A 24,539-nucleotide genomic window follows, 5' to 3' on the forward strand; every position below is an offset into this window, starting at 1 on the left:
ATAGAGAAAATGATACAAACAATTTTAAGCTATGCATGGCAGTACATCACAAATCCGAAACTGGTGATTGCGCTTTCGATTCTGGTTGCGATCGTTTCTTCATATAGTGTAGTACCGCGTCAGTACTTCTTTATGATGGTTGCAGCTTACATTCTTGGGTTGGTGATTTACGGCATCTACTGGTTGATCCAGCGTCGTAAACATGCAGAACAAGGTGAAGCATTGGCTGAAGCGATTCAACAAGACACCACTGCTGAATATGGAAAACAAAAAGATAAAGAAGAATTAAATCTGATCAATCAGCAGATGAAAGATTCGATCCAATTGATTCGTAAGTCTAAATTGGGTGATAAAAGTGGTAACGCAGCACTCTATGAGTTGCCTTGGTATATGGTGATTGGTAACCCTGCTGCGGGAAAAAGCTCGGCAATTTACCATTCTGGATTAAAATTTCCCTTTGAAGAGACCCATCAAAAAGTGGTGTCTTCAGGACTCAGTGGTACCCGAAACTGCGATTGGTTTTTCTCAACAGAAGGAGTATTGTTGGATACAGCTGGTCGATACTCTGTGTATTCAGAAGACCATTCAGAATGGTTAGGCTTTTTAAATATTCTGAAAAAGAACCGCTCTAAAGCGCCGATCAATGGCTTAATTGTGATTGTTAGTGTGGCTGAGTTGGTTAGTCAAAGCCCTGAGAAATCGATCAAATTAGCGAAAAGTTTAAGAGCGCGTATTCAAGACTTAACTGAACGTTTAGAAATTTTTGCACCTGTTTATTTGGTCTTTTCTAAAATGGATTTGATTGCAGGATTCACTGAATTTTTTGAATGTTATGAATCTGCTGAGTTTGATCAAGTTTGGGGCGCAACCTTACCTTATGACTCTGAATCATCACAGAATGCTGTGGAACATTTCGAGAAGCACTACAATATTTTATATGATGGACTAAAAGGGGTCAGTACCACCCATTTAAGTCGCCGTCATGCGCAAAATATTTCGCCAAGTGTGATGACTTTCCCACTTGAATTTAAGACTTTAAAACCTGTATTAAAAACGTTTATTGGTACTTTATTTGAAGAAAATCCGTATCAGTTTAAACCAGTCTTCCGTGGCTTTTACTTTACGAGTGCTTTACAAGAAGGCGTGATAGAAAGTCCGATGACGGAACAGATTGTTGATGATTTTCAGCTGACTAAAATCCCCAATAGTGAACATGGTATTCCACAAAATTCAATTTCTCAGAATCATGGCTATTTCTTAAAAGGGCTATTCTCAGAAGTCATTCTCAAAGATAAAAACCTAGTTAAACAACATATTAACCCGACCACAAAACGTAAACGTTATTTGGCGTTTATTGCATCATTATTAGGTGTTTCCATTATTTTGGGTTTATGGGTATGGTCTTATCGTAATAATCAACAATTGATTGCAGATGTTCAGGCCGATTTAAATAAAGTTGTGCAAATGGAGCAAACTTCAGGTCAAGAGCTTTCAACCCAAATCGATGCTTTACTGATTTTGCAACAACGCTTAGAGCAATTGGATGATTTTGATCAGCATCGTCCATTGAAATTTTCATTTGGTTTATATCAAGGCAATGACTTAAAAGAAAAATTAAAAGCTGAATATTTAAAAGGTGTGAAACAGATTGTTTTAGCACCAAGTCAGCAAAACATTGCGCAATATCTACAACGTGTAAAAGGCAATGAGCAGACGCTTAAACAAAATCATGTCAATGTTGAAATTAAGCAAGCGTCTTCGACACAAATTGCATCAGAACCTTCTGATACCAATCCGCAAGATGCTTACAATGCGTTAAAAGCCTATTTGATGATGAGCAATCCACAATATATGGATGCGAGTCATTTAAGTGACCAAGTCACTCGCTTCTGGCGTTCATGGCTAGATACCAATCGTGGGCAAATGCCACGTGGAGAAATGATTCAAAAAGCTGAAAAAATATTGAGCTATTCAATGACCTTAGCCAATGATAAAAAGTTTCCAGTGTTAGAGTCTGATGCGCAGTTGGTAGATCAAACTCGTCAAGTATTGCTTTCTGTTGTACGAGGGATGCCTGCCCGTGATCGCGTTTATAATGAAATTAAAATGCGCGCGGCGGTTCGATTCCCAGCTGTGACCGTGGCCCAAATTGTCGGTGAAACCAATCGGAATGTCATGCTGGGTGGTTATGCATTGCCTGGTATATTTACCCAAAAAGCATGGGATGAATATGTCGATAAAGCCATTGAAGAAGCTGCGAATAAACCCACGGATACCAAAGATTGGGTGTTGAATAGTACCCAGTCAGACGATTTAACTTTTAGTGGTAGCCCTGACCAAATTCGTAAACAGTTAACCCAGTTGTATAAACAAGAATATATTGCTGAATGGAAAAAGTTTATTAATGCCACTCACTATGCGAAAGGGCCTGATTTTGTTCAACAAGCTAAGGTCATGGATGTATTGGGTGAGCCACAAAACTCTCCAATCCGTACCTATATTGACCGTGTTGCAAAAGAAACCAGTTGGGATAATCCAATTGTTCAAGCTGAACTTGCTGCGCCACAAACCGGATTTGTTGCTTGGTTTAAGCGTAAAGTTTTAGGACAAGGTAAAACGGATGATATCCAACGTGCATCGAATCAAGCACAAGGGCAGATTTCTCAACAATTCCAAGTATTCTACCAATTGGTTCGTAAACGTGATGATTTACAGAACAAATCACTGCTAGATGATTATTTACAGAATATGGCACAAGTCAGAAGTAAATTGAATGATCTACGTAGTGCAGGTGACTTTGGTCCAAATGCTTTGGCCCTAGCAAAACTTACTATTAATGATCAAACTTCAGTTTTCAACACCACTCAAAAAGTTGTTGATGAAAAATTGACGGTAGGTTTAGGTGAGTTGGATCAGCAAATGGTTCAGAAATTGTTGGTGAGCCCGTTAACCCAATCTTTTGATAGTTTGTTGACTCCAGCACAGGATGAAATAAATAAACTCTGGACCTTGCAAGCTTTCCAACCGTTTAGCCAAACACTTTCACAAAAAGTGCCATTTAACTCATCTGGAACGATTCAAGCGACCAGTAGTGAAATTAGTCAAATTTTTGGTGATAACGGTAGCATTGCTAAATTTGTAAAAGAAACTCTTGATCCATTTGTTATTCGTCGTGGTTATACATTGTCATCGAAGACATGGAAAAACATGGGGATTGGCTTGAATCCTGAATTCGTTATGAATTTTGAGCAATATACTACGCCAATTAATGGTGCATCTGCTGGAGCAGCAGGGGGGGCGCCGGTTGCAACCAATCAGTCAAACTTCCAATTCTATCCGATCCCTAACAATAAATTATTGTCCTATACCATTGATATTGATGGACAGCGTTTGGTTTATGAAAATGGCATCCAACAATGGGTCAACTTCATGTGGCCAAATCCTGGTGCAATACCAGGAGCACGGATTACGGCAATCGATTTAGATGGACAAACCCATACTATATTTGATGAGCCGGGTGAATACGGAATCAATAAATTAATCGATAGTGCACAACGTAAGTCATTGAATGGAAGCTTTGAAATGACATGGGCAAGCAAACAAAACAGTGATTTGTTTGTGAAACTTCAATTCCGTTTAATTAGTGGTAATGCTTCAAATCCAATTGGTTCTAATCGTGGCTATGTTGGATTAAAACTGGTTGATCGAGTCACAAGTCCTAAAGCACCATTGGTTGTTGCAGCACAGGCAGCGCCTGTTACCGTAAGTGCAAACTCACCAGCGGCTTCACCATTTGGCGGTGCGACTGCACCGGTAGCAGCTGCACCTAAGCCTCAGACAACCGCACCAGCAAGCTCAACTGTAGCACCTGCTGGCAATGCGGCAAATGCTGCTGGAAAAGGAGTGGCTCAATGATTCAAGGAAACGATTTGACGCGAGGGATTAAAGTATGCAAACGATAAAGTCTACACCGTTGTATTATGGAAAATGTCCCGCACGTGGTGATTTTCTGAAAACAAAAGGGCAATATTCATTGATTCAAGTGATTGATCAATGGATTACGGAAGCTTTAGAGCTTGCAATGCGAGAAGAAAATTTTAATCAAGCTTATGAATCATTAGCGCCTTTAGACTTCTTTATCGCAAACCCTAAGGAAAGAATGTTTCTTGCGGCAAATATGGTGACCAGTGAAGACAGTTCTGGTCGTCAATTTCCAATGGTCTTAAGTCAGTTATTAGAAGTTGATCATCCTTTTCAAAACTTACTCTATGCGCCGTTTAAATATAAACCGGTATTGATTGATTTATTTCAAAAAAATCGAAGCATCCGAACCATTCGTGATCCTGAAGTATTGATCAATAAGCTGGGTGAAATTGATCATGAAATACAGGTCTTGCCTGAATTAAAAACGCAGGACTTTTTTGAAAATCATACCATGCATTCATTTGCACAAATGATGAAGATCACGCCTTATGAGTTGGCGCAAAGTATGCTGGGCTTGGGCTTGTTACTTCAGCCTGTGCTTAAACACGGTACCAGTAAGTTATCTAAGGTACTTATTTTACCAATTAATAATCATAATTATTGCTATGAAATTGCCGCGTTTTGGGTCAACTTAATCGGACGCTTTTTAGAAAAAAGTAATACAGAGATCTTGATTGGTATTCTTCACCAAGAGTCTCCAATTTTATTATTTGGATTCCAAGGGGCAGATATCACGGCTTTAAGTAATATTTTCACTCAAAATATGCAAAATGATCATTGGGTATCTTTGGTCAAACCACTATGGATTGATGCCTATTTGGAACAGAATGCAGGTCTAGCAGCGCTTGAACAGTCTTTATGCGAACGTCAATTGAGTCTGGTTCAAGGCATGAAACTTTTTAGACAAACATTTATAGATGAATAATGATATGAAAAATAAACAAGTCAAAATATTGAAAAAATTTGCGCTTATTTCTAGCTTATTTTGTTCATTCAATGTGTTTGCTGCACCGATTGTGGTTGAAGGTGCTGTGCCGAATGACATGACCAAACAAGCAATCTTGGCGAAATTAAAAGCGGTTTATGGTGATGATCAGGTTGTAGATAAAATCCAAATTCGAGCCGTATCCGCACCAAATGGCTGGAGTGATTCGGTTACACGTGTGATTACCCCAGATCTAAAGAAGATTAGCCAAGGTAAGCTCTCTGTACGAGGTACTCAAGTTGAATTGGTTGGAAAAATGGGTGTACAAACTGATATTCAGCCAACCACCAGTTTATTCCAATCCTTAGTTCAGCCACCTTATCGATTTAATTCTCAAATTTCAGTGAATGCTGCTGAGCAATCTGTGATTGATAATGCACTAAAAAATCGAATTATTGAGTTTGAATCTGGCAAAGCCGTACTTACCCCAACAGGTACACAAATCTTAGACGAGATGGTGGTTGCATTAAATAAAGTGCAAGGTAAAAATGTTAAAATTGTGGGTCATACTGACAGCCAAGGTAATCCACAGAAGAATCAGGATTTGAGTTTGCAACGTGCTGAAGCGGTGAAGCAGTATTTAACTACGAAAGGCATTGCACCGACTCGTTTAAGCACAGCTGGTCTGGGTTCAACCAAACCTGTTGCTGATAATGCAACGGATGAGGGTCGTAGAAAGAACCGCCGTATTGAGTTCGATGTTTTATAAATTTTATTCAATAACAAAACAATAAAAGGTAGGCACTATGGCACTTCCATATATCACGTTAGGATCACCCACGACAGGTGGGGGAAAAATTATTTCTGCTCAGTCTTCTTTTCTGATTGATGGTAAAGCGATTGCATGTGTAGGCGATAAGGCGACTTGTCCCAAACACAAGTGTGTCGCCAGCATTGTTGCAGGTGATAATCATATGTTGGTGATGGGAAAGCCCGCTGCGCAGCATAATTCACCTTTATCTTGCGGATGTAAATGTATTGGTGATCAGTCATTAACAGTTGGGCAAAATTAAATTGTTTAAAGTATAAAAAAAGCCCCATCATCCTGACGGGGCTTTTTCATATTGGTTCGCTAGGTAAACTCCTGTTCTACCTCACTTCCTGATGTACAGACCGATTATTATTGTTTTACGTCTGGGAAACTTCCTGTTTCCTATGTCAGTAGAATAGGGTATTTGCTTAAACTTACCTAGCCGTCAATGCATGCAAGTGATGTAAGCTAAAGCGTACAATGTGATTTTAGACATTGGCATATTGGATGAGTTTGTTTACCACAGACTTGACTGCTTTATTATCAAACTCATTCCCCTCAAAGGTTTCACTCTTACCACGTTGCCCAATATCTCGCAGTTCAATAACTGCATTGGAGTCAATCATACCAATAAAAGCGCAGACTTGTTTGATTTGATCAATTGAACGTGAACCGTTGGTACCACCATAGCTGACAAAAGCCGAAGGTTTGCGCTGCCATTCTTTATAAACGAAGTCGATGGCATTTTTCAGTACAGGACTATAGCCATGATTGTACTCTGGTGTAATGAAAATAAAGGCATCGCCAGAAGCAACTTTTTTTGCCCATTCTTGCTGTTTGGGCTGATCATAGATTCCTGAGGCGGGTGAGTTTTTCCCAGCAAAGAAAGGCAAATCCCATTCTTTTAAATCTACAATTTCAACATTGAGGGTACTAAAGTCGAGTTTTTGGATTTCTTTAAGTAACCATTCTGCGACTTTGATCGCAACACGGCCATCTCGAATACTGCCCACGATAATTTGGATATTCATTTATTTTCATCTCTATTTTTCTATTAAAACATTATGAGCAATCGAAGTTATAGGTACAGTAGTGATTTGTATATGATTTTAAAATTTTGAGTTAACAATAAGATTGATCAGGATTTGAATTTCAATTTTAATAAGAAAAATTTTTAATTCTGAATATATATGAAAGACGATATTGCATTGATTATGGCTTTACCCAATGAATCTAAAGGGTTGTTTGAGCAAGCAGGTATCACCGTCCACTATAGTGGGATTGGCAAGATCAACGCGGCCTATACTGCATTTGATGTCATTCAGAAAACTGGCTGTAAAACCATATTAAACTTAGGGAGTGCCGGTAGTTCTTTCTTTAATGCTCATGAGTTGATTGAAGTAAAAACTTTTGTGCAACGCGATATGGATGTTTCTCCACTCGGTTTTGATGTGGGGGTTACACCAATGGATGAGTATTTGCCAAGCGAAATTCATTTAGAATCGTATTTTCCACATTTAGCACAGGGTGTTTGTGGTACAGGTGATAGTTTTGAAACAGGAAAACCTAAAGTGACCTGTAATCTAGTCGATATGGAAGGCTACGCATTAGCTAAAGTCTGTAAAAAACTAGATGTGCGGTTGGTTTCGATTAAATATATTACTGACGGTGCAAATGACACAGCACATTTAGATTGGGAAGATAATTTATTATTGGGTGCACAAAAGTTGTTAAAACTATATCAGTCTATTTATTAAAGACTTAGTTTGTGTGAATAATAGAAAAAGTTTAAATTTGAGTCTTGGCGACCATAGAACTCTATGGCCGTTTGCCAAAATAACCAATATGTCTATTGGATGATTAATTGCGCGGTAACACACCATATAAAGTCATATGGATGGTATGTTCAATTGCGCGTTGACACATACTTTTATTACGCAAAGTTTTACCAGTAACCATTTCGATTTGAGTGCTAAAGTCTGCATAATTTTGGGTCAGTGCCCAAATATTAATAATCAACAATTCAGCATCGATTTGATCTGATATTTTACCTTGCGCCTGCCAGTTTAAAATAACTTTGGCTTTGCGTTTAAAGAGCTTTTTAAGCGGGCCTTTTAGGATCGGTAAAATATGTGGTGCACCTTGAATCACTTCTAACGCGAAAAGCTTTGAAGCTTTTGGCTGAGTTCTAGAAATTTCGATTTTGGTCATGATGTAATGCGACAATGCTTCTGTCGGTTCCAATTCTGACTCAAGCGATTGCAACGGTGCTAACCATTTCTGCATAACTGTCGTTAGCACTTCAACATATAAGGCTTCTTTATTTTCATAGTAGTAGAAAATATTGGATTTATGCATATCTGCTAACTGAGCGATTTCATCTAGACTTGCGCCATTGAAACCATAGACAGAAAATACATCAAGTGCAGCATTGAGCAGCTGCTGGCGTTTTTGAGCACTCTTTTTTTGTTCCATCGCATCTTTAATCGAAAAACTGATTATTAAATTGTACGGTAAAATGTTTGATTTGTGCACAGAAAGCAGCATTATTTTGGTATATTTCTGATAAATAATGATGAAGTTTTATTATTAAGTCGATCGTAGATCCCTATTATATAATTTTGCACTAAACTGGAGCAAATCTTATATTAAAATTATGTCAATTATGACTTAATATTTAAATTTTGTGACATTTTTTAGTATAAGGTTAATTTAAAAATTAAATAATCTTAAATAGCATTATTTAATTTTCATTTAAGAAAATGCGCTTGCTTTAAAATATTCAAATTATTTTTAATCAATAGAAACAGTTAAAAACTTTAACATGTTTATGACAGCGAACATTTTCTATGCGATCTAAACATCCAAATCTAAAAATTTAATTATTCAAGATCAGGAACATGTCGCGCAAGGTAATTCTGCAAGGGCAAAAATATTTTGATGCAATACCTTGCGTTGTTGTTCATGTTGCAAGCACAGCGCTGAGAACTTGTTGTTCGAGTTCTGCAAATGCCACCCCTTTTTGACGCGGACGAGGCAAATCGACTTGAAACTGTTGGGCAATATGACCTTTATCCAAAAGAATAATACGATCTGCGAGTTGAACAGCTTCACTGACATCATGAGTAACAAGAATGGTGGTAAAACCTTGTTCTAACCATAATTTTTCAATCAAACTCTGCATCTCTAGTCTTGTTAATGCATCTAAAGCACCTAAAGGTTCATCCAGTAATAAGACCCGCGGTGTATGTGACAAAGCACGAGCAAGCGCCGTTCGTTGACGTTGTCCACCAGAAAGCTGTGATGGCCAAAGTCCAGATTTCTCCTTTAATCCCACCTTTTCTAATAATTGCTCAGCCTTAGAAAATTGGTTTTTGGCTAGACCCAATTGCACATTTTTTAGAATACTTTTCCATGGCAATAAGCGTGGATCTTGGAACATCACCCGAATATCATCTGCAATGATCCCTTCACGGAAATTTAATAAAGATTTAAATTTGATTTCACCATAACTGGGTTGTTCTAAATCGGCAATTAAACGCAGTAGGGTACTTTTACCACAACCACTACGTCCCACAATTGCAACAAATTCACCAGCTTCAATGTTTAAATCTAAGTCCTCAAGAACTTTAACTTCACCATAATATTTATGCAGTTGTTCTATCGAAATTTCTGCACCAATTTTTGCTTGTTCTTCCTCAACAATCTCGGTTGTTGCCACCAAGTCATTGGCATATTGGCTAATGCTTAAATCGGTCATATCAGACTCCTATTTTTGATAACCTGCGTGCCAACGCAATAGGTATTTTTCTAGAAATTGTGCAAATACATCTGCAAGTTTGCCTAAAAGGGCATACAGCAAGATACCCACCAGCACGATATCTGTTTGTAAAAATTCACGCGCATTCATGGTCATATAACCAATTCCAGATTGTGCGGAAATTGTTTCTGCCACAATCAGTAGTACCCAAACCAACCCCAGTGAAAAGCGTAAACCCACTAAAATTGAAGGCATTGCGCCCGGTAAAATAATTTCTTTATAAAGTTGCCATCTGCTTAATCCATAGCTTTTTCCCATTTCAATCAATTGAGGATCAACTGAGCGAATTCCGTGATAGGTATTGATATAAATCGGGAAAAAGACACCGACAGCCACTAAAAATAGTTTTGCAGACTCATCAATTCCAAACCATAAAATAACCAATGGAATCAGGGCCAATGCTGGAATATTTCGGATCATTTGCAAGGTGGTATCCAGTAAATTGGATGCCACTTTTGATGAACCATTAAGTAGTCCTAAAAATAAGCCGAGCCCACCACCAACGAAGAGGCCAAGTAGCGCACGACCAGCACTAACTTTGACATGTTGCCAAAGCTCACCGCTGACTAAAAGTGTCCAAAATGCAGAGACTACCGCTGTCGGTGCAGGTAAAACACGGCTTTCAAGTAGCCCCGTTTTAGAGGCAATTTGCCATATGACTATCAGTAAAATCGGCACAAACCAAGGCAGTAAACGCTGCCCGATTTGTTTAGTTCCACGTGAAACTGCGTTGCTTTTGGTTGGAGCAGCATTTTTAATTATGGCATTCATGCAGGCTCCTGTAACGGTTTTTTATTTTCTTCAGGTGTGTAGTTGTTGGCTACGATTTCACCAAATGGTCCAGTCAAATTAGGTTGTGTGAGTTTCTTACGTGTTTCCAATGGCAGTAATGGGAATACCAGTTCAGCAAAGCGAATGGATTCTTCCAAATGTGGGTAGCCTGAGAAAATAAAGGTATTGATGCCTAAATCGGCATATTCTTGAATGCGATCTGCAATAGTCTGAGGATCACCGACTAAAGCAGTACCCGCACCACCACGAACTAGTCCGACCCCTGCCCAAAGATTTGGTGATACTTCAAGCTTACTACGATCACCATTATGTAGCTCAGCCATACGGCGTTGCCCGACAGAATCCATTTGTTTAAATTTTTTCTGTGCAGCTGCAATCGTCGCATCATCTACATATTGAATTAGTTCATTGGCAGCTTGCCATGCTTGCTCATTGGTCTCACGAACAATGACATGTAAACGAATACCATAATTAAGTTGACGACCTTTAGTCTCGGCTTTGGCTTTCACCACTGCAATTTTTTCTTTTACTGCAGCAGGTGGTTCGCCCCAAGTTAAATAGGTATCAACTTGCTCAGCAGCTAATTCAATCGCATCTTCAGAAGATCCACCAAACCAAAGTGGTGGGTAAGGCGCTTGAATGGGTGGATAAAGTAACTTAGCATCGTCTACACTTAAACGTTCGCCATGAAAGGTAAATGATTCACCCGTATGTGAGCGTTTTAAAATTTCACGCCAAATCGTGGTGTATTCAGCTGCTGTTTTATAACGTGAAGCATGGTCTTCGTATACGCCATCACCTTTCAATTCTTGCTCATCGCCGCCTGTAACGAGGTTGAGTAAAACCCGACCATTGGATAGTCGATCAAAAGTTGCAGCCATACGTGCTGCAAGCGCTGGTGTTGTTACGCCAGGACGTAACGCAACCAAGAATTTTAGATTTTTAGTCGCATCAATCAAGCTCGCAGCAGTAATCCATGGATCTTCACATGAACGTCCCGTGGGAATGAGTACACCTTCATAGCCCAGATTATCCACAGCTACAGCAATTTGTTTCATATAAGCATGGTCAACTTGGCGAGCACCTTTGCTTGTACCTAAATAACGACTGTCACCGTGAGTAGGAATAAACCAGAAGATTTTCATTTCATTCATCCTTAGAAAAATATTATTTCACTGTCCAAACCGCTTGTTTGATATCTATGCTGTTTGGAATAATTTTGAGTTCGCTAAAACGATTGGCCAGCTGTTGCTGATCTGCAATTACTTTTGCTGAAAGTGGTGCTGCACCAGAAGGTCTTGGGCGTCGCTCAATAAAAGTTTGACTAACTTTTGGTTTTAAACCGGTGCTTTGTCCGATGGCTTGCGCTGTTGCGACACGATTGGCTTGTACCCATTTATCAGCAGTATTAATTTGCTGGATAATGCCTTTAACTGCTTGAGGATATTTCTTTATAAAATCTGGTGATGCCAAATAGAAGGTATAATTCGGACTTAAACCCTGTCCTGAGGCGAGGATACGCGCCTGATCTTCTACTTGTGCAGATGCAAAGAATGGATCCCAAATTGCCCAAGCATCGACAGCACCTTTTTGAAATGCAGCACGGGCATCAGCAGGGGTTAACCAAATCGGTTGAATGTCTGACCATTGCAAACCAGCTTTACGTACAGCTTGTACCAGTAAATAATGCGCACTAGATCCTTTCTGCAACGCAATGCGTTTACCTTTCAATTCATTGAGTTTGGTGATTTTTGAATCTTTAGGCACTAAAATTGCCGAAGCCAATGGCTTGGCTGCTTCATAGGCAATGTAGTACAGCGGTTTATTCGCGGCTTGGGCATATACTGGTGGGGTATCACCAGTGACACCAATATCCAGAGAACCTACAGCAAGGGCTTCTAAAATTTGAGGACCTGCAGGGAATTCATTCCAAGTGATTTTGGCATTTGGGAATTCTTTCTCATACAATTTCTGTTGTTTGGCGATTGCAAAATTAATAGAACTTTTTTGAAAGCCGATACGTAATTCTTTTACCGTTGGATCGATTGCCCACACAGAGGCTGAACCCAGCATTGCGCTACAGATCAACATAGTGGTCATGGCATGAGTCGTTGCATTGAACCATGATGATGTGTTTTGTTGCGCGATTTGCTGGGTCATATTGATGTCCTCTTTAGCGGAGCTGTTGGCGAAATTAGTTTGCTAAAACAGCTGCTTGAATATTGATTTTATTGGGAATAAGTTTTTGTTGATAAAAAGCATCTGCGACATCTTGCTGCTTCTTGACCACATCGTTAGAAATTGGAGTGACACCAAAACCCATACGAGAAATTGAGGTATTCAAAATATCAAGCGGTAAGCCTGTCGGTTTTTCTAAGAGTTTTGCCGCATCAGTTTGATGTTGAGACACCCACTGCGTTGTTGTATTCAGTTCATTGACCACAATTTTTAAAACATCGGGATGTTGTTCAGCGAACTTACGATCAGCCAAATAGAATTGATGGTTATTCACCAAGTTTTGACCTGTCGCAAGGACTTTTGCATTGAGTTGCTTTTCTGCAGCAGCAAAGAACGGATCCCAAATCACCCAAGCATCTACTGCACCTTTTTCAAAAGCGGCACGGGCATCAGCTGGTGGTAGATAGACCACTTGAATATCATCAAGTTTTAAATGATTTGCTTCCAAAACTTTGAGTAAAAGATAATGTACATTTGAACCTTTATTCAAAACTACACGCTTACCTTTTAAATCTTGGACCGATCGAATGGCTGAATCTTTCGGCACAATTAAGGCTTCAGCCAAGGGCGCAGCAGGTTGATTAGCAACATAGACCAGATTTGAGTTTGCAGCTTGGGCGAAAATAGGCGGTGCTTCCCCAGATTCACCAAAGGCGACACTACCAACATTTAAACCTTCTAGAAGTTGTGGCCCAGCAGGGAATTCAACCCATTTAACGTTTACCCCTTTCTCTTTTAAGGCTTTATCTAAGTCACCACGTGCTTTGATGATGGGCAATACCCCATATTTTTGGAAACCGATATTTAAAGTTGTGGTTTCTTGTGGTTTTGAGCATCCACTAAGCATCATGATGGTGGCAAGGCTAACACTAACAAGGGTGATTTTTTTCCACGAAGGTTGAAATAAGCTCGCCATGAGTCACGATGCTCCTATAAAGTCTAAAAAAGGCATGAGCATCAGCTTAAAAGGCTTTGTATTTTCAAAAAAATAAATTTTTAGTGATTACTAATGAAAAAAATAGATAAACAATAAATTGCTAAGGTTATCTGTAAATGAGAAATATAAAGCTGATATTCTATAAAAATATAATATTATAAGAATTTGAAAATTATGATGTTATTTGTGTTATTCAATCGCCATATATAGATTCCATCCTCAAGAATAAGAAAATACTCTGGTGGATGGAATCTATTGAGATAAGCTTAGAAGCAAATGTGATAATTTGTTTAAAATAATCATTTTGATCAATTTTAAGCAATTGATTTTTTAAAGACCATTGAATTACGTTGATAGTTATATAGCGCTTGGCGAGCCTCAGGTAAATCATCAACATTTGCCATTTCAAAACCATGCTCTAAGAACCAGTGTGCGGTTCGCGTGGTTAAAACAAACAGTTGCTGAATACCCATTTGACGTGCATTTTCTTCTAAAAAATGCAGAATTTGGCTACCACGATTAGATTTACGATAGCTTGGATGTACGGCTACACAGGCAATTTCAGCTGATTTGACTTCATTTTCTGTTGAAGGAATCGGGTAGAGTGCAGCACATGCGAGAATGGTTCCATCTCGCTCAATGACGGCAAATTTCTCGATTTCATTTTCTAAACGTTCGCGTGAACGATACACTAAAATTCCTTCATCTTCCAAAGGGCGTAATAAATTAATCAAGCCACCGACATCACCAATATTTGCCATACGAACTTCTTCATAATGTGCATCAGTGATCATAGTGCCATGCCCATCACGGGTGAAGAGCTCTTTGATCAAGGCACCATCATCGCTGTAGGAAAGTAGATGAACGCGATTTACACCTTTTAGCGATGCTTCTTTTGCATTGTGCAAATGTAAGGCGATTTCAAAATTTGAATCTTGATATTTTTCAATATGTTTATCGAGTTGAAGTGGAGTAATTTCACGTTTCAATTGCGCATACTCATCCATTAAGCCTTGTTGATTTCCTAAAAAAATCAATTTATCAGCTTTGATATGAATGGCTGTTTTTGTCGCCACCTCTTCTGCAAGCAAGTTAAATACTTCACCTGTAGTGGAATATCCTGTGGGTCCCAGTAATACAATATTTTGATTACCTAAATGGCGTTGAATGGCTTCAGTATCAATTGTGCGTACTTCGCCAGTGAGCTGGAAATCGACACCATCACGAATACCATATGGCTTTGCTGTGACAAAATTACCTGAGACCACATCAATGCGTGCGCCAAACATGGGTGAATTAGCAAGCCCCATAGATAGTAGTGCTTCGATTTGTAGACGAATAGAACCCACAGCGCTCATGACACAAGGCAATGATTCACGTGTAGTAACACGACGATTGATATGAATAGGACTTTGAATTTTATTGTGAAGCAAATTGGCAGTAATTTGCGGGCGTGCGCCGTGGACCAAAATCAGTCGTATGCCCAATGAATGGAGCAGGGCAATATCATGAATAATATGCTGAAAATTTTCGTGTTCAACAGCTTCACCACCAAACATCAATACAAAGGTTTTACCACGATGAGCATTGATATAGGGTGCAGAGTGACGAAACCAATGCACGTATTCTTGTGTTGTGCTTTGTATTGTTTCTAAACTGTCGGTTTGCATGCCTATCTCAGTATTGATGATTGCTATACCGCGATTCTAAACAAAAATAGCGTAAGAATAATAGAGTCTGCTAACAATTCGTCTATGTTTGCGACTATGCGACTTTTTAGGTGAAACAACGCACGAAATACGAAATATAGTTATTCTAAATGATGAGAAACATCTTTCGCAATGTAACGTCGTCACGGCAAAAAACGCTAGTCCCCATTGCTGTGCCTTGCGCGCTGCAAACAAAGCAATGCTTTGTTCTTGCTCAGGTTGTAGCTAAAATGATCTCAAGTTTCATGTTTTATGACGTTTATGTCTCATGCTCGATTATATTCGACTACACAAGCCATTTATGAAATGTCAACAGACGCTATTGAATAAAAAAAGCACTCGAACGTGGGAGGACGAGTGCGAAAGGGTATATTAATTTTACGATTCACTTTGGAATATTGAGTTAAAAGCCAGATATTTTAACGATTGCTGTTCATCGAAATTACACATTCTAATCTTTCATTTTGAACAATTTACTGATGATATTTGGCTTTTCTATTTCACTCAATAATTAATGCCTTCACATTAAATCTAATCGTAAAATATAGAGAAACTATGGAGATATAAATGAAAGTATGTGTTTTATTTATTTGTTGAATCAATTAGGTTTTAAGCAGATTCTCAAAATATGAAAAAACCCAAGCTAACTTGGGTTTGAAACTTAAAATATAGCCATTAATCAATCACGCGAATAATACGATTATTTCGCTCATTTACGAGCATATAGTCACCATTCACTTTGTACCATTGCTGATATCTTCCAGGTTTAGGTAACTGGCGGTAGTTTTTATAATTGACATGATAGCGCGAAGAATTGAATTGAGTCGGGAAGTACTGCCCTGAGCGCCAGCGTTGATTCGAATTTACGCGGTTGTCATAATGATTGTTTTTATTCCAACGATTGTCATATTTATGATCCCAATGGTTTTGTTGATAGCGCTGGTTATCATTTCGATGATAATCATGGGGTGCAGCGATCGCCGATGTTGCAATAAAAGCACTCATTGATAAAGCTAGTGTGGTTAAGATATTTTTCATTTGATACACCTGAATTGAACTTTTGTCCTTTGATGTAATCAAATTACTCAATCATTTGAGATAAACAGTGAGCATGGTTTAGGTGAATTGTGAAATGTATGAAGACTTGATGAAGAGACATATTGGCATTTTCTTTTCACAATTAAAAAAGCCCAAAAATGAATTTGGGCTGTAAATCTAGCAGTTTAGATATTATCGAATGACACGAATAATATGATGGTTGCGTTCATTGACCAGTACATAACGGCCATCTACCTTATACCAACGTTCAAATTTAGCAGGTTGATGCAGATTTTTGTATGTCCGATAATCATTCACGTAATATCGATTGTCCTGATAACGATCAGGTAAAATTACACCCTCTCGCCATTCAAATTTTTCATGTGATGTAGCAGGACGATGATCACGCCCATGATCCCAGTTGGCCATTACCGAAGTTGTAACTAAGGCACTGAGTGATAGTGTGATTGCGCTTATAACCTTTCTCATTTGATTCGACCTTTTAAGACGGATAGTTTATCCGATCATTCAAACTACAATTTAAGTTAAGATAAAAAATGGAGAAATATCATTCGATTGTCAATTTTATGGAGGTTTCTAGAGTTTTTTAAAAACAGAGTGTAAAAACTGAAATTTAGGCAAAAAAAAAGCTCAAACAAAAAAGGTGTTTGAGCCTATGAAAGCAAAATATTTAAAAAACTACATCCCTCGGATATTCACAATATTATTATTATCTGAATCGACCAAGATATAGTCATTGTTAATCTTATACCACTGTTGATTACGCGAAGGCTTTGGAAGGTTTTCGTCTTTATAATCAACTTTGTAACTATTACCACGATAATGCTGTGGCATTACATAACCCATTTGCCATTTGTGCTGTTGCAAACGTTTTACGCCACGTTCTTCACGTTCACGACGTTGTTCTTGAATGTTGTCATCATCATTACCACGATCACGATGATTGCGTCCACGATCTCCACGTTCGCTTTTGCCACGATCAAAACCATTGTCATCGTCAAAATGAGGACCTGCACTGCTGATCTGAGCCGTCAACAGTGTTGATAAAGAGATGGCGATGATCGCTAAAATCTTTTTCATAATCGTCCTCGCTTATTCAATATGTTTATTTTGACCTCACTAATGTACTGCTAAATTGCAGAGAAACTGTGAAGAAAGTTCAGTTTTTCATTTAAAATGACAGACATAATAAAAACATATTTATATAAAAGTGAAAAGGATTATTGCAAAGCTTTGGCCTGTAATGCATTGCAGCAAATTTTTTTAAGCGGAATAGGTAGCTAAAAAATGTAAATATTTATGAAAATATACTTAGAGAGATGACTCCGCTATAAATTCAGCATGAAAGATTAAGACCACTGCTGATTCATCTCCTTTAAGCAATTGATTGCTTTGATAATATCTTTTGCTTGATGCGCATCATCAAAGGCCTGAATAAAATGATTTGGGAGCTGTAATTGTTCGATAGAGCGAATCATCTCCACTTTATGTTTTAAATCTTTCATAAAAAACGCCTCAAATTGATCTGTTTAACTTGAGTAACACTATAGAAGAATTCTTGTTATTTAAGAAACTGAATAAAATTATAGTTTTTATTGGGTAAAACGATTTTAATGTAAGTCTTTATAATATTTTTAGTTTGACTCTATGATCAATAGTTTAAATGAGAGGATCTCTTATGATTTTCTCCACACTTCGAAAAGCGTGGAGAAAGAAAGATGGAGCTAATCCTGTGCGTCAATACTTTCACCATTCAACGCAAGGCTATCATCTCCCATGAGGTAGAGATAAGCAGGCATGATGGCTTCAGGTGATGGTAAAACCTTTGGGTCCTCATCAGGATAAGCTTTGGCACGCATAGCGGTACGGGTCCCACCTGGGTTGATACAGTTATAACGAATATTTGGATAAGTATTTTCTTTGGCAAATATTTTACTGACCGCTTCAATCGCAATCTTTGAAACCGAGTAAGCACCCCATTGCGCACGTGCTTCACGTCCTACACCAGAGCTAGCGAAAACGACTGATGCATTTTCAGATTTTTCCAGTAAAGGCAGTAATTCTTGGGTGAGCACAAAAGGTGCACGTAAATTCACCGCCATGACATCATCCCAGATCTCTTCTGGATAATGTGCCAACTCAACACGCTCTCCTAAGATTCCAGCATTATGCAAAATACCATCTAAGCGACCAAATTGTTGCTCTAGAGTATCAACAAGCAGTTCATAGTCACGTGAAGAGGCAGTAGAAAGCTGCAAAGGAAGAATAGCAGGTTGGGGGGCACCAAGTGATTCAATTTCATCATAAATGACTTCAAGTTTATTGAGCGTGCGACCATGTAACACGACTGTTGCGCCGTGTAAGGCATAGCTGAGCGCAGCAGCACGTCCAATACCGTCTCCCGCACCCGTAATGAGGATAATTTTATCCTTCAATAAATCTGGGCGAGGTTGATATTCTGAATACTTCATGGGAGACCTCCTATAATTGTTATGATGTAATTTAGGCTTTTGACGCAATGTCCTGACCATATAAAACAATGTTTCTCATCATTTAGAATGATTAAATTTTTTACGGCTTAGCTTACACTGTTGGAAATGCACTGCTCATTATAAATAAGTGAACTGCCAACCAGCCTATGTTCTATATAAAAACATTGAAACATCATATTCAAGATGTTTCAGTGTTACTTATCATGTTGTTAGGTAAATTGTATGATTTTTTGGGATTTAAATATCTACAAGTTTTCGAATAACTTGATGTAATTCATTAACATTCCCTACGATACAGTCGGCTTGCCAAGCATTTAAATCATCTTTGTACTGTAATGGTAAATAACCATAAGCTGCGAGAATTGTATACATTTGTGCATTACGTCCTGCATCAATATCTCGCGGATGATCACCCACATAGATACATTGTTCAGGTGCAATATCAATTTGCTTTGCTGCTAGATACATTGGCTCTGGATCTGGTTTGGTCTGAGTGACATCTTCAGGGCACACCAGAACAGCGCAACGTTGTGTGAGGTTCAATGCGTTCAATAATGATTCACTTAACCAACGTGGTTTATTGGTCACAATACCCCATGGGATTTGCTGGCTTTCTAACTCTGCCAGAAGAGGATACATACCAGCAAACAGATCTGTGTCTACAGCAATGTCATCACCATACAGATCTAAAAAGCGTTGACGATGTGCTAAAAAAATCGGATCATCCACTTCAAGCTCTGGATAAACCAGTTTTACCATTGCGCGTGCACCCTCAGAAACCTGAGTACGGATCAAATCCGCATCAACCACTGCACGTCCTTCTTCTCGACACATATTTTGAATAATACGGATAAAGTCTGCAGCCGTATCAATCAGTGTCCCATCTAAATCAAAAAGAACAGCTTGCATCAAACACCTTCATTCACAGTATAAACCATGTAATTCACATCAACATTGGGCGCAAGCCAGTAATGCTTTGTGAGTGGATTGTAGTGTAAGCCGGTCATATCTTTAAGTTTTAAACCTGAGTTACGAATGTCATCAGCAAGTTCAGACGGTTTAATAAATTTATGATAATCGTGGGTGCCTTTTTTCAATAAACGTAATACATATTCCGCACCAATAATTGCGAATAAATAAGACTTTGGATTACGATTAATTGTTGAAAAAAACACATGACCATTTGGTTTAACTAGCTTTTGACAAGCTTGGATGATAGAAGCTGGGTCAGGAACGTGTTCCAACATTTCCATACATGTAACAATATCGTATTGCCCTGCTTGTTCTTCTGCGAGTTGCTCCACAGGGACTTGGCGATATTCAATATTTTGAACATTTTCCTGTTCAGCATGTAAGCGAGCGACATTCAATGGTGCTACACCCATGTCAATACCTAAAACATTGGCGCCACGACGTGCCATACTTTCAGCCAAAATCCCACCACCACATCCTACATCAAGAATCTTTTTACCTGTAAGACCGTTGGCATGTTCATCAATCCAGTTTAAACGCAGTGGATTGATTTGATGTAAAGGTCTGAACTCAGAGTGTTGATCCCACCATAAAGCAGCAAGCGCTTCAAATTTAGCAATTTCCTGTGGATCAACATTAAGTTGCGACATGCCGGGCACCTCTAAGTAAATTGTTTTAATCAAAAATTAAGTTCAGTTATGCTAGTGTTTGTTAACACTTCGTCTATTTATGAAATATCAACAGACCCTAGTGTAACCATAAATCCAAAAAAAGCGATGAATCGTGTAAAAAACTTCACAGAAGGAAAACGATTTTCCCATATTTGTTTTATAGTGAATGCATAAGCTATACGAGATGACGACGAGGACAATAAAGTCAATGAAAAAATTTATTTTAGGTGGCATGACTGCCATGGTAATGGCATTTTCTGCAAACGCCATGGCTGCTGATTTTGTTGCAGGTAAAGATTATACCGTGGTGCAAAATCCAGGAAAAGTTTCTGTTCCTGGTAAAATTGAAGTGCGTGAGTTTTTTTGGTATGGATGCCCTCACTGCTTTACATTAGAACCGCATATGCAAGCGTGGTTAAAGAAAATCCCTAAAGATGTCAACTTTATTCGTACCCCAGCAGCGATGAATCCATTATGGGAGCAAGGTGCTCGAGCATATTATGTGAGTGAGGCATTGGGTGTACGTAAGCGTACGCATTTACCTTTATTCCATACCAATCATGCAGGTAATCAGCAAGTTCTACAAAAAGATGCTTTTGCTAAATTCTTCACTCAGTACGGTGTGCCTGAGGCGAAATTTAACAGCATGTATAGCTCTTTTGCGATTACTGCAAAAATTGCTGAATCAAATCAATTGGCACAACAGTATCAGCTTTCAGGTGTTCCTGCTGTTGTGGTAAATGGTAAATATGTGGTTCAAGGTGAAGACGGTAAAGTGACGCAAGTCCTTGACTATCTCATCAATAAAGAACGTAAAGCCAAATAAGCTTTTATGTTTTTAAAACCCGCAATTGCGGGTTTTTTATTGCGGGTGATATAGAGGCGAGTTTGGGAGATAAATTAAGCTCTATCTTGGTCCCAATTTTCGATGCCTTTAAAAATTAAGCGGATTTGCGTCACCGATTGTTTTTTAAGGACCATTTTTTGCAACTCAAGTTCTATGCCAGAGTATTGTCGAGATAAGTTGATCCATGACATTGCCCAAGTAAAAGATAAATTAATCAAAATATTGGTGATCACTTTTAAATCATTTTCATCATGAAAATTTGCGATAACTTCAAACTTTTTTAACGCGTTGGCAAGATCATCATTCAGGAAGTCAATTTCACGGGAAATGGCTTTACGCACCACTTCCGAACCGCCCCAACGTTCCGCAATCATAAAAATCCATTGTTGCGAGCTGCTGTCTACCGCCTCAAAAAACAGCACCATGCTGGTTTTGGTTTTCGCTTCAGGATGTGCTAGGCCTTTTCCCAACTGGTGTAAGACATTCTTTAAATAAAGCGCAACTTGATCTACCAGTTCTTTTCCCAATTCATCCATATCTTGGAAATGGCGATAAAACGCTGTTGGGACCAAACCGACTTCACGGGCAACTTCTCGCAAACTGATACTCGAAAATGAACGACCTGAAGTGCTTAAGGTTAAAGCAGCATCAAGTAAAGCCTGACGGCTTTGCTGTTTTCGTTCATCGCGTATCGACATTCTGGTATCCAAAGATTTTTGTTGTGATGAGTCTATCAAAAATAAAAACAAATTAAACGACGAATGTCAGTGTACAGGTGTTGACTGAATTTAAAAAATGATTATAGTGTACACATGTTCACTAAAAGAACGTTTGTTCACTCAATAAATAGCAAGCACAAAGAGGAACGTCACATGAGTAGCTATATGCAGTATCAGCCAGAATGGGTTCGTGAGGATTTTGTCGATTTTATCGCTGAAAAAATCAATCCTGTTTGGGCTTGGAAAAAGGTAAAAGCCACGATTATTAAAACTCGTGCATTAAGCCCTGATTTTTATCAAATTCAATTACGTCCAAATCGTAATTTTAAGCATCAACAGTTTAAAGCGGGACAATCTGTTCTTGTAACTGTTGAAATTGCGGGTGTACGTCAACAACGTAGTTATTCTGTGGTTAAATTTTTGAATAATGGCGATATGATCATTGCTGTAAAACAACAGGGTAAAGTCTCCAATGCGCTGAGCCAAATGGCTTTTGGTAGCATTGTTGAACTGTCACAAGCTCAGGGTGATTTTGTTTTAGCTCCCGATGCATCGCCATTGTTATTGATTGCGTCAGGCAGTGGAATTACCGCAATCCATTCATTATTGCTTGAAGCACTCAAAGATTCAAATCGTCCAATTGATTTAATTTATTTTAGTCGTGATGAGGCTTTTCATGCAGATCTAGAACAGCTTTATCAGCAACATTCATTGTTGAATTATCACTATATTCATACCGCGCAACAAAAACAGCATTTAACTATCGAGTTATTGGAAAGTTTGGTTCCTGATTTCCAACAGCGTCAAAGCTATGCGTGTGGTGCTCGTGCAATGATGCAAAGCATCAATCAAATTTTTCAAGATTTGAATATTGCAGATCGTTTGAAACAAGAATTTTTCCAGATCGCTGTAGATGAAACTTTAGAAGAACAACCCGTGGTGTTTTTGCGTTCACAACAAGAATTTGCTGCGAAATCAAATCTTCTTGAAAGCGCTGAACAAGCGGGATTAAAGCCAACTCATGGTTGCCGTATGGGGATCTGCAATACTTGTACATGTACTAAAGTGAGTGGTTCGACCAAAAATATGCTGACAGGAGAAATTGACCATGCTTCAAATACACAGATCAAATTGTGTATCAGCCAAGCAATAAGTCCTGTGGTTATTAATCTGTAAATTAAAACAATCATTTAAATAAATTTAAACAACTTCTCGGTCTGTTGAACCTAGGCGTAGGAAGTTGTACCTAAATTCAGCTAAGGCTTCTAGAAATGAAGCGCTGAGGAGCAAGACAATGAATATGTCAGTTACTTTTCCAAACAGTAAATCGAAACATTTAAACCCAGAGCAAACCGCAGAGTTTGGTCGCCGTGTTGATGAAATCCGCCGTGAAATCATGGACAGTTTAGGTGAACAAGATGCCAAGTATATTTATAAAATCCGTAATTTTGTCCGTTATAGTGAAATTGCTTCACGTGGTATGTTGATGTTTGGCGGATGGATTCCACCTGTTTGGGTGGTGGGCACAGGATTGTTGGGCATTTCCAAAATCGTGGAAAATATGGAGTTGGGTCATAATGTTATGCATGGCCAATTCGATTGGTTAAATGACCCAAGTTTGAATGGTGCAAATTACGACTGGGATACCATGGCAACAGGTGATGATTGGAAATACACACATAATTATGTGCATCACACCTATACCAATATTGTGGGTAAAGACCATGATGTGGGTTATGGTTTACTCCGTGTTAGTGAATCACAGAAATGGGAACCGCGTTTTTTGTTTAATATTCCTTTAGCGATTCAATTGATGGTGTTTTTTGAATGGTATGTTGGCTTACAAAATTTACATTTGGAAGATGCGCTGATTTATAAAACAAAAACTTGGAAGCAGGTCTGGGCAGATGCTGCAAAATTTCGTAAAAAAGCCCGTCGTCAAATTCTAAAAGATTATGTATTTTTTCCTGTGATTGCAGGACCCAATGCTTTACCTGTTTTAGCTGGGAATGCCATTGCCAATGTGATTCGCAGTTTGTGGTCTTCAGCGGTGATTTTTAATGGTCACTTCACTGAAGATGCAGAGACTTTTGAAGCAGATAATGTGGAAAATGAAACCCGTGCTGAATGGTATTTACGTCAGATTCGTGGTTCTAGTAATTTTACTGGAACAGACTGGTTGCATATTTTAAGTGGGAATTTAAGTCATCAGATTGAACATCACTTGTTCCCTGATATGCCTGCCAATCGTTATTCAGAAGCTGCTCCAAAAATTAGAGCTTTATGTGCGGAATATGGCATCAACTATAATGAAGCAGATTTCATGAAACAGTTTGGCAGTGTATGGGTTCGTTTAGCCAAATGCTCTTTGCCAAATAGTTTAACAACCACCATTACTCAGTCTTTACAAAAGTTGAAGGGTATTTTTGCTTAAGTCCTGTTTTATAAATCTTGATTGTGAAATTTTAGCAATTCCAAAAGCACCGTGTTGATGTCAACAAGGTGCATTTAATTTATTTTTAACCGGCTTAATACAAAAAATTTAAAAAGAACGAGAAAATTA

The 24,539-nt window shown here is 38.6% G+C and carries 23 protein-coding genes and 2 pseudogenes; 9 read left to right on the plus strand and 16 right to left on the minus strand.

The features are described 5' to 3' along the window. Window positions 1-9 precede the first annotated feature (9 nt). From tssM to AC2G3J_RS00125, 5 genes and pseudogenes are all read left to right on the plus strand, one after another. Window positions 10-3,915 (plus strand): type VI secretion system membrane subunit TssM, encoded by a 3,906-nt coding sequence (tssM, locus tag AC2G3J_RS00105; protein WP_336953846.1) that lies wholly within the window; start codon window positions 10-12, stop codon window positions 3,913-3,915. A gap of 34 nt (window positions 3,916-3,949) precedes the next feature. Beyond that, window positions 3,950-4,346 (plus strand): annotated as a pseudogene (gene tagF, locus AC2G3J_RS00110) (type VI secretion system-associated protein TagF); the annotation flags it as partial. 71 nt (window positions 4,347-4,417) lie between these two features. Next, window positions 4,418-4,909: pseudogene (locus AC2G3J_RS00115) on the plus strand (type VI secretion system-associated protein TagF); the annotation flags it as partial. Between the two features lie 4 nt (window positions 4,910-4,913). Beyond that, window positions 4,914-5,678: an OmpA family protein gene (locus tag AC2G3J_RS00120; protein WP_419328489.1), complete on the plus strand. Its 765-nt coding sequence runs from the start codon at window positions 4,914-4,916 to the stop codon at window positions 5,676-5,678. 37 nt (window positions 5,679-5,715) lie between these two features. Further along, the gene (locus AC2G3J_RS00125) at window positions 5,716-5,982 is read left to right on the plus strand and encodes a PAAR domain-containing protein (protein ID WP_004723549.1); all 267 of its coding nucleotides are present in this window, start codon (window positions 5,716-5,718) and stop codon (window positions 5,980-5,982) included. 226 nt (window positions 5,983-6,208) lie between these two features. On the opposite strand, the gene AC2G3J_RS00130 is transcribed toward AC2G3J_RS00125, so the two are convergent. Continuing rightward, a complete protein-coding gene (locus AC2G3J_RS00130) occupies window positions 6,209-6,751 on the minus strand; it encodes an NADPH-dependent FMN reductase (protein WP_336953843.1) in 543 nt (180 codons plus the stop codon). Window positions 6,752-6,910: 159 nt separating this feature from the next. On the opposite strand from AC2G3J_RS00130, the gene AC2G3J_RS00135 reads away from it, so the two are divergent. Then, a complete protein-coding gene (locus AC2G3J_RS00135; RefSeq protein WP_336953842.1) occupies window positions 6,911-7,477 on the plus strand; it encodes a 5'-methylthioadenosine/S-adenosylhomocysteine nucleosidase family protein in 567 nt (188 codons plus the stop codon). A 103-nt stretch (window positions 7,478-7,580) separates the two neighbouring features. Here the strand turns inward: AC2G3J_RS00135 and AC2G3J_RS00140 are convergent, their stop codons facing one another. From AC2G3J_RS00140 to ubiG, 14 genes are all read right to left on the minus strand, one after another. Beyond that, window positions 7,581-8,195, minus strand: coding sequence for a TetR/AcrR family transcriptional regulator (locus tag AC2G3J_RS00140; RefSeq protein WP_016539535.1), 615 nt, complete (start codon window positions 8,193-8,195; stop codon window positions 7,581-7,583). Between the two features lie 487 nt (window positions 8,196-8,682). Beyond that, on the minus strand, window positions 8,683-9,480 hold the full coding sequence (locus AC2G3J_RS00145) for an ATP-binding cassette domain-containing protein (RefSeq protein ID WP_336953841.1): 798 nt from the start codon (window positions 9,478-9,480) through the stop codon (window positions 8,683-8,685). Window positions 9,481-9,489: 9 nt separating this feature from the next. Next, window positions 9,490-10,311 carry an aliphatic sulfonate ABC transporter permease SsuC gene (gene ssuC / locus AC2G3J_RS00150; protein ID WP_336953840.1) on the minus strand — a complete coding sequence of 274 codons (822 nt, stop codon included), beginning with the start codon at window positions 10,309-10,311 and terminating at the stop codon, window positions 9,490-9,492. Beyond that, window positions 10,308-11,477: an FMNH2-dependent alkanesulfonate monooxygenase gene (gene ssuD, locus AC2G3J_RS00155; RefSeq protein ID WP_336953839.1), complete on the minus strand. Its 1,170-nt coding sequence runs from the start codon at window positions 11,475-11,477 to the stop codon at window positions 10,308-10,310. The genes ssuC and ssuD overlap by 4 nt, the downstream gene beginning before the upstream one ends. 22 nt (window positions 11,478-11,499) lie before the next feature. After that, window positions 11,500-12,432, minus strand: coding sequence for a sulfonate ABC transporter substrate-binding protein (locus AC2G3J_RS00160; protein WP_336953860.1), 933 nt, complete (start codon window positions 12,430-12,432; stop codon window positions 11,500-11,502). A 94-nt stretch (window positions 12,433-12,526) separates the two neighbouring features. Beyond that, a complete protein-coding gene (locus AC2G3J_RS00165; RefSeq protein WP_336953838.1) occupies window positions 12,527-13,486 on the minus strand; it encodes a sulfonate ABC transporter substrate-binding protein in 960 nt (319 codons plus the stop codon). Between the two features lie 335 nt (window positions 13,487-13,821). After that, window positions 13,822-15,177 carry an amino-acid N-acetyltransferase gene (gene argA / locus AC2G3J_RS00170; protein WP_336953837.1) on the minus strand — a complete coding sequence of 452 codons (1,356 nt, stop codon included), beginning with the start codon at window positions 15,175-15,177 and terminating at the stop codon, window positions 13,822-13,824. A 714-nt stretch (window positions 15,178-15,891) separates the two neighbouring features. Continuing rightward, a complete protein-coding gene (locus tag AC2G3J_RS00175) occupies window positions 15,892-16,254 on the minus strand; it encodes an RcnB family protein (protein WP_483770496.1) in 363 nt (120 codons plus the stop codon). Between the two features lie 192 nt (window positions 16,255-16,446). Next, window positions 16,447-16,743 (minus strand): RcnB family protein, encoded by a 297-nt coding sequence (locus tag AC2G3J_RS00180; RefSeq protein ID WP_336953835.1) that lies wholly within the window; start codon window positions 16,741-16,743, stop codon window positions 16,447-16,449. 210 nt (window positions 16,744-16,953) lie between these two features. Then, entirely contained in the window at window positions 16,954-17,355 is a 402-nt protein-coding gene (locus AC2G3J_RS00185; RefSeq protein ID WP_336953834.1) for an RcnB family protein, read from the minus strand. Between the two features lie 269 nt (window positions 17,356-17,624). Next, the gene (locus AC2G3J_RS00190) at window positions 17,625-17,780 is read right to left on the minus strand and encodes a hypothetical protein (RefSeq protein ID WP_483770497.1); all 156 of its coding nucleotides are present in this window, start codon (window positions 17,778-17,780) and stop codon (window positions 17,625-17,627) included. Between the two features lie 219 nt (window positions 17,781-17,999). Beyond that, window positions 18,000-18,746 (minus strand): YciK family oxidoreductase, encoded by a 747-nt coding sequence (locus AC2G3J_RS00195; protein WP_336953832.1) that lies wholly within the window; start codon window positions 18,744-18,746, stop codon window positions 18,000-18,002. 258 nt (window positions 18,747-19,004) lie between these two features. After that, window positions 19,005-19,679: an HAD family hydrolase gene (locus tag AC2G3J_RS00200; protein WP_336953831.1), complete on the minus strand. Its 675-nt coding sequence runs from the start codon at window positions 19,677-19,679 to the stop codon at window positions 19,005-19,007. After that, window positions 19,676-20,389, minus strand: a complete 714-nt coding sequence (gene ubiG, locus AC2G3J_RS00205; protein WP_336953830.1) for a bifunctional 2-polyprenyl-6-hydroxyphenol methylase/3-demethylubiquinol 3-O-methyltransferase UbiG — start codon at window positions 20,387-20,389, stop codon at window positions 19,676-19,678. Before ubiG ends, AC2G3J_RS00200 begins: the two co-directional genes overlap by 4 nt. Before the next feature lie 229 nt (window positions 20,390-20,618). On the opposite strand from ubiG, the gene AC2G3J_RS00210 reads away from it, so the two are divergent. Then, complete coding sequence (locus tag AC2G3J_RS00210; RefSeq protein ID WP_336953829.1) at window positions 20,619-21,236, plus strand: thiol:disulfide interchange protein DsbA/DsbL; 618 nt, start codon at window positions 20,619-20,621, stop codon at window positions 21,234-21,236. A gap of 74 nt (window positions 21,237-21,310) precedes the next feature. On the opposite strand, the gene AC2G3J_RS00215 is transcribed toward AC2G3J_RS00210, so the two are convergent. Continuing rightward, complete coding sequence (locus tag AC2G3J_RS00215; RefSeq protein ID WP_336953828.1) at window positions 21,311-21,955, minus strand: TetR family transcriptional regulator; 645 nt, start codon at window positions 21,953-21,955, stop codon at window positions 21,311-21,313. A gap of 174 nt (window positions 21,956-22,129) precedes the next feature. Here AC2G3J_RS00215 and AC2G3J_RS00220 point away from each other — a divergent pair, with 174 nt between their 5' ends. Both AC2G3J_RS00220 and AC2G3J_RS00225 read left to right on the plus strand, forming a co-directional pair. Beyond that, entirely contained in the window at window positions 22,130-23,152 is a 1,023-nt protein-coding gene (locus AC2G3J_RS00220; protein WP_336953827.1) for a ferredoxin reductase, read from the plus strand. Between the two features lie 118 nt (window positions 23,153-23,270). Next, window positions 23,271-24,410, plus strand: coding sequence for a fatty acid desaturase family protein (locus AC2G3J_RS00225; RefSeq protein WP_419328491.1), 1,140 nt, complete (start codon window positions 23,271-23,273; stop codon window positions 24,408-24,410). Window positions 24,411-24,539: the final 129 nt, after the last annotated feature.

Source organism: Acinetobacter legionensis (assembly GCF_057165765.1).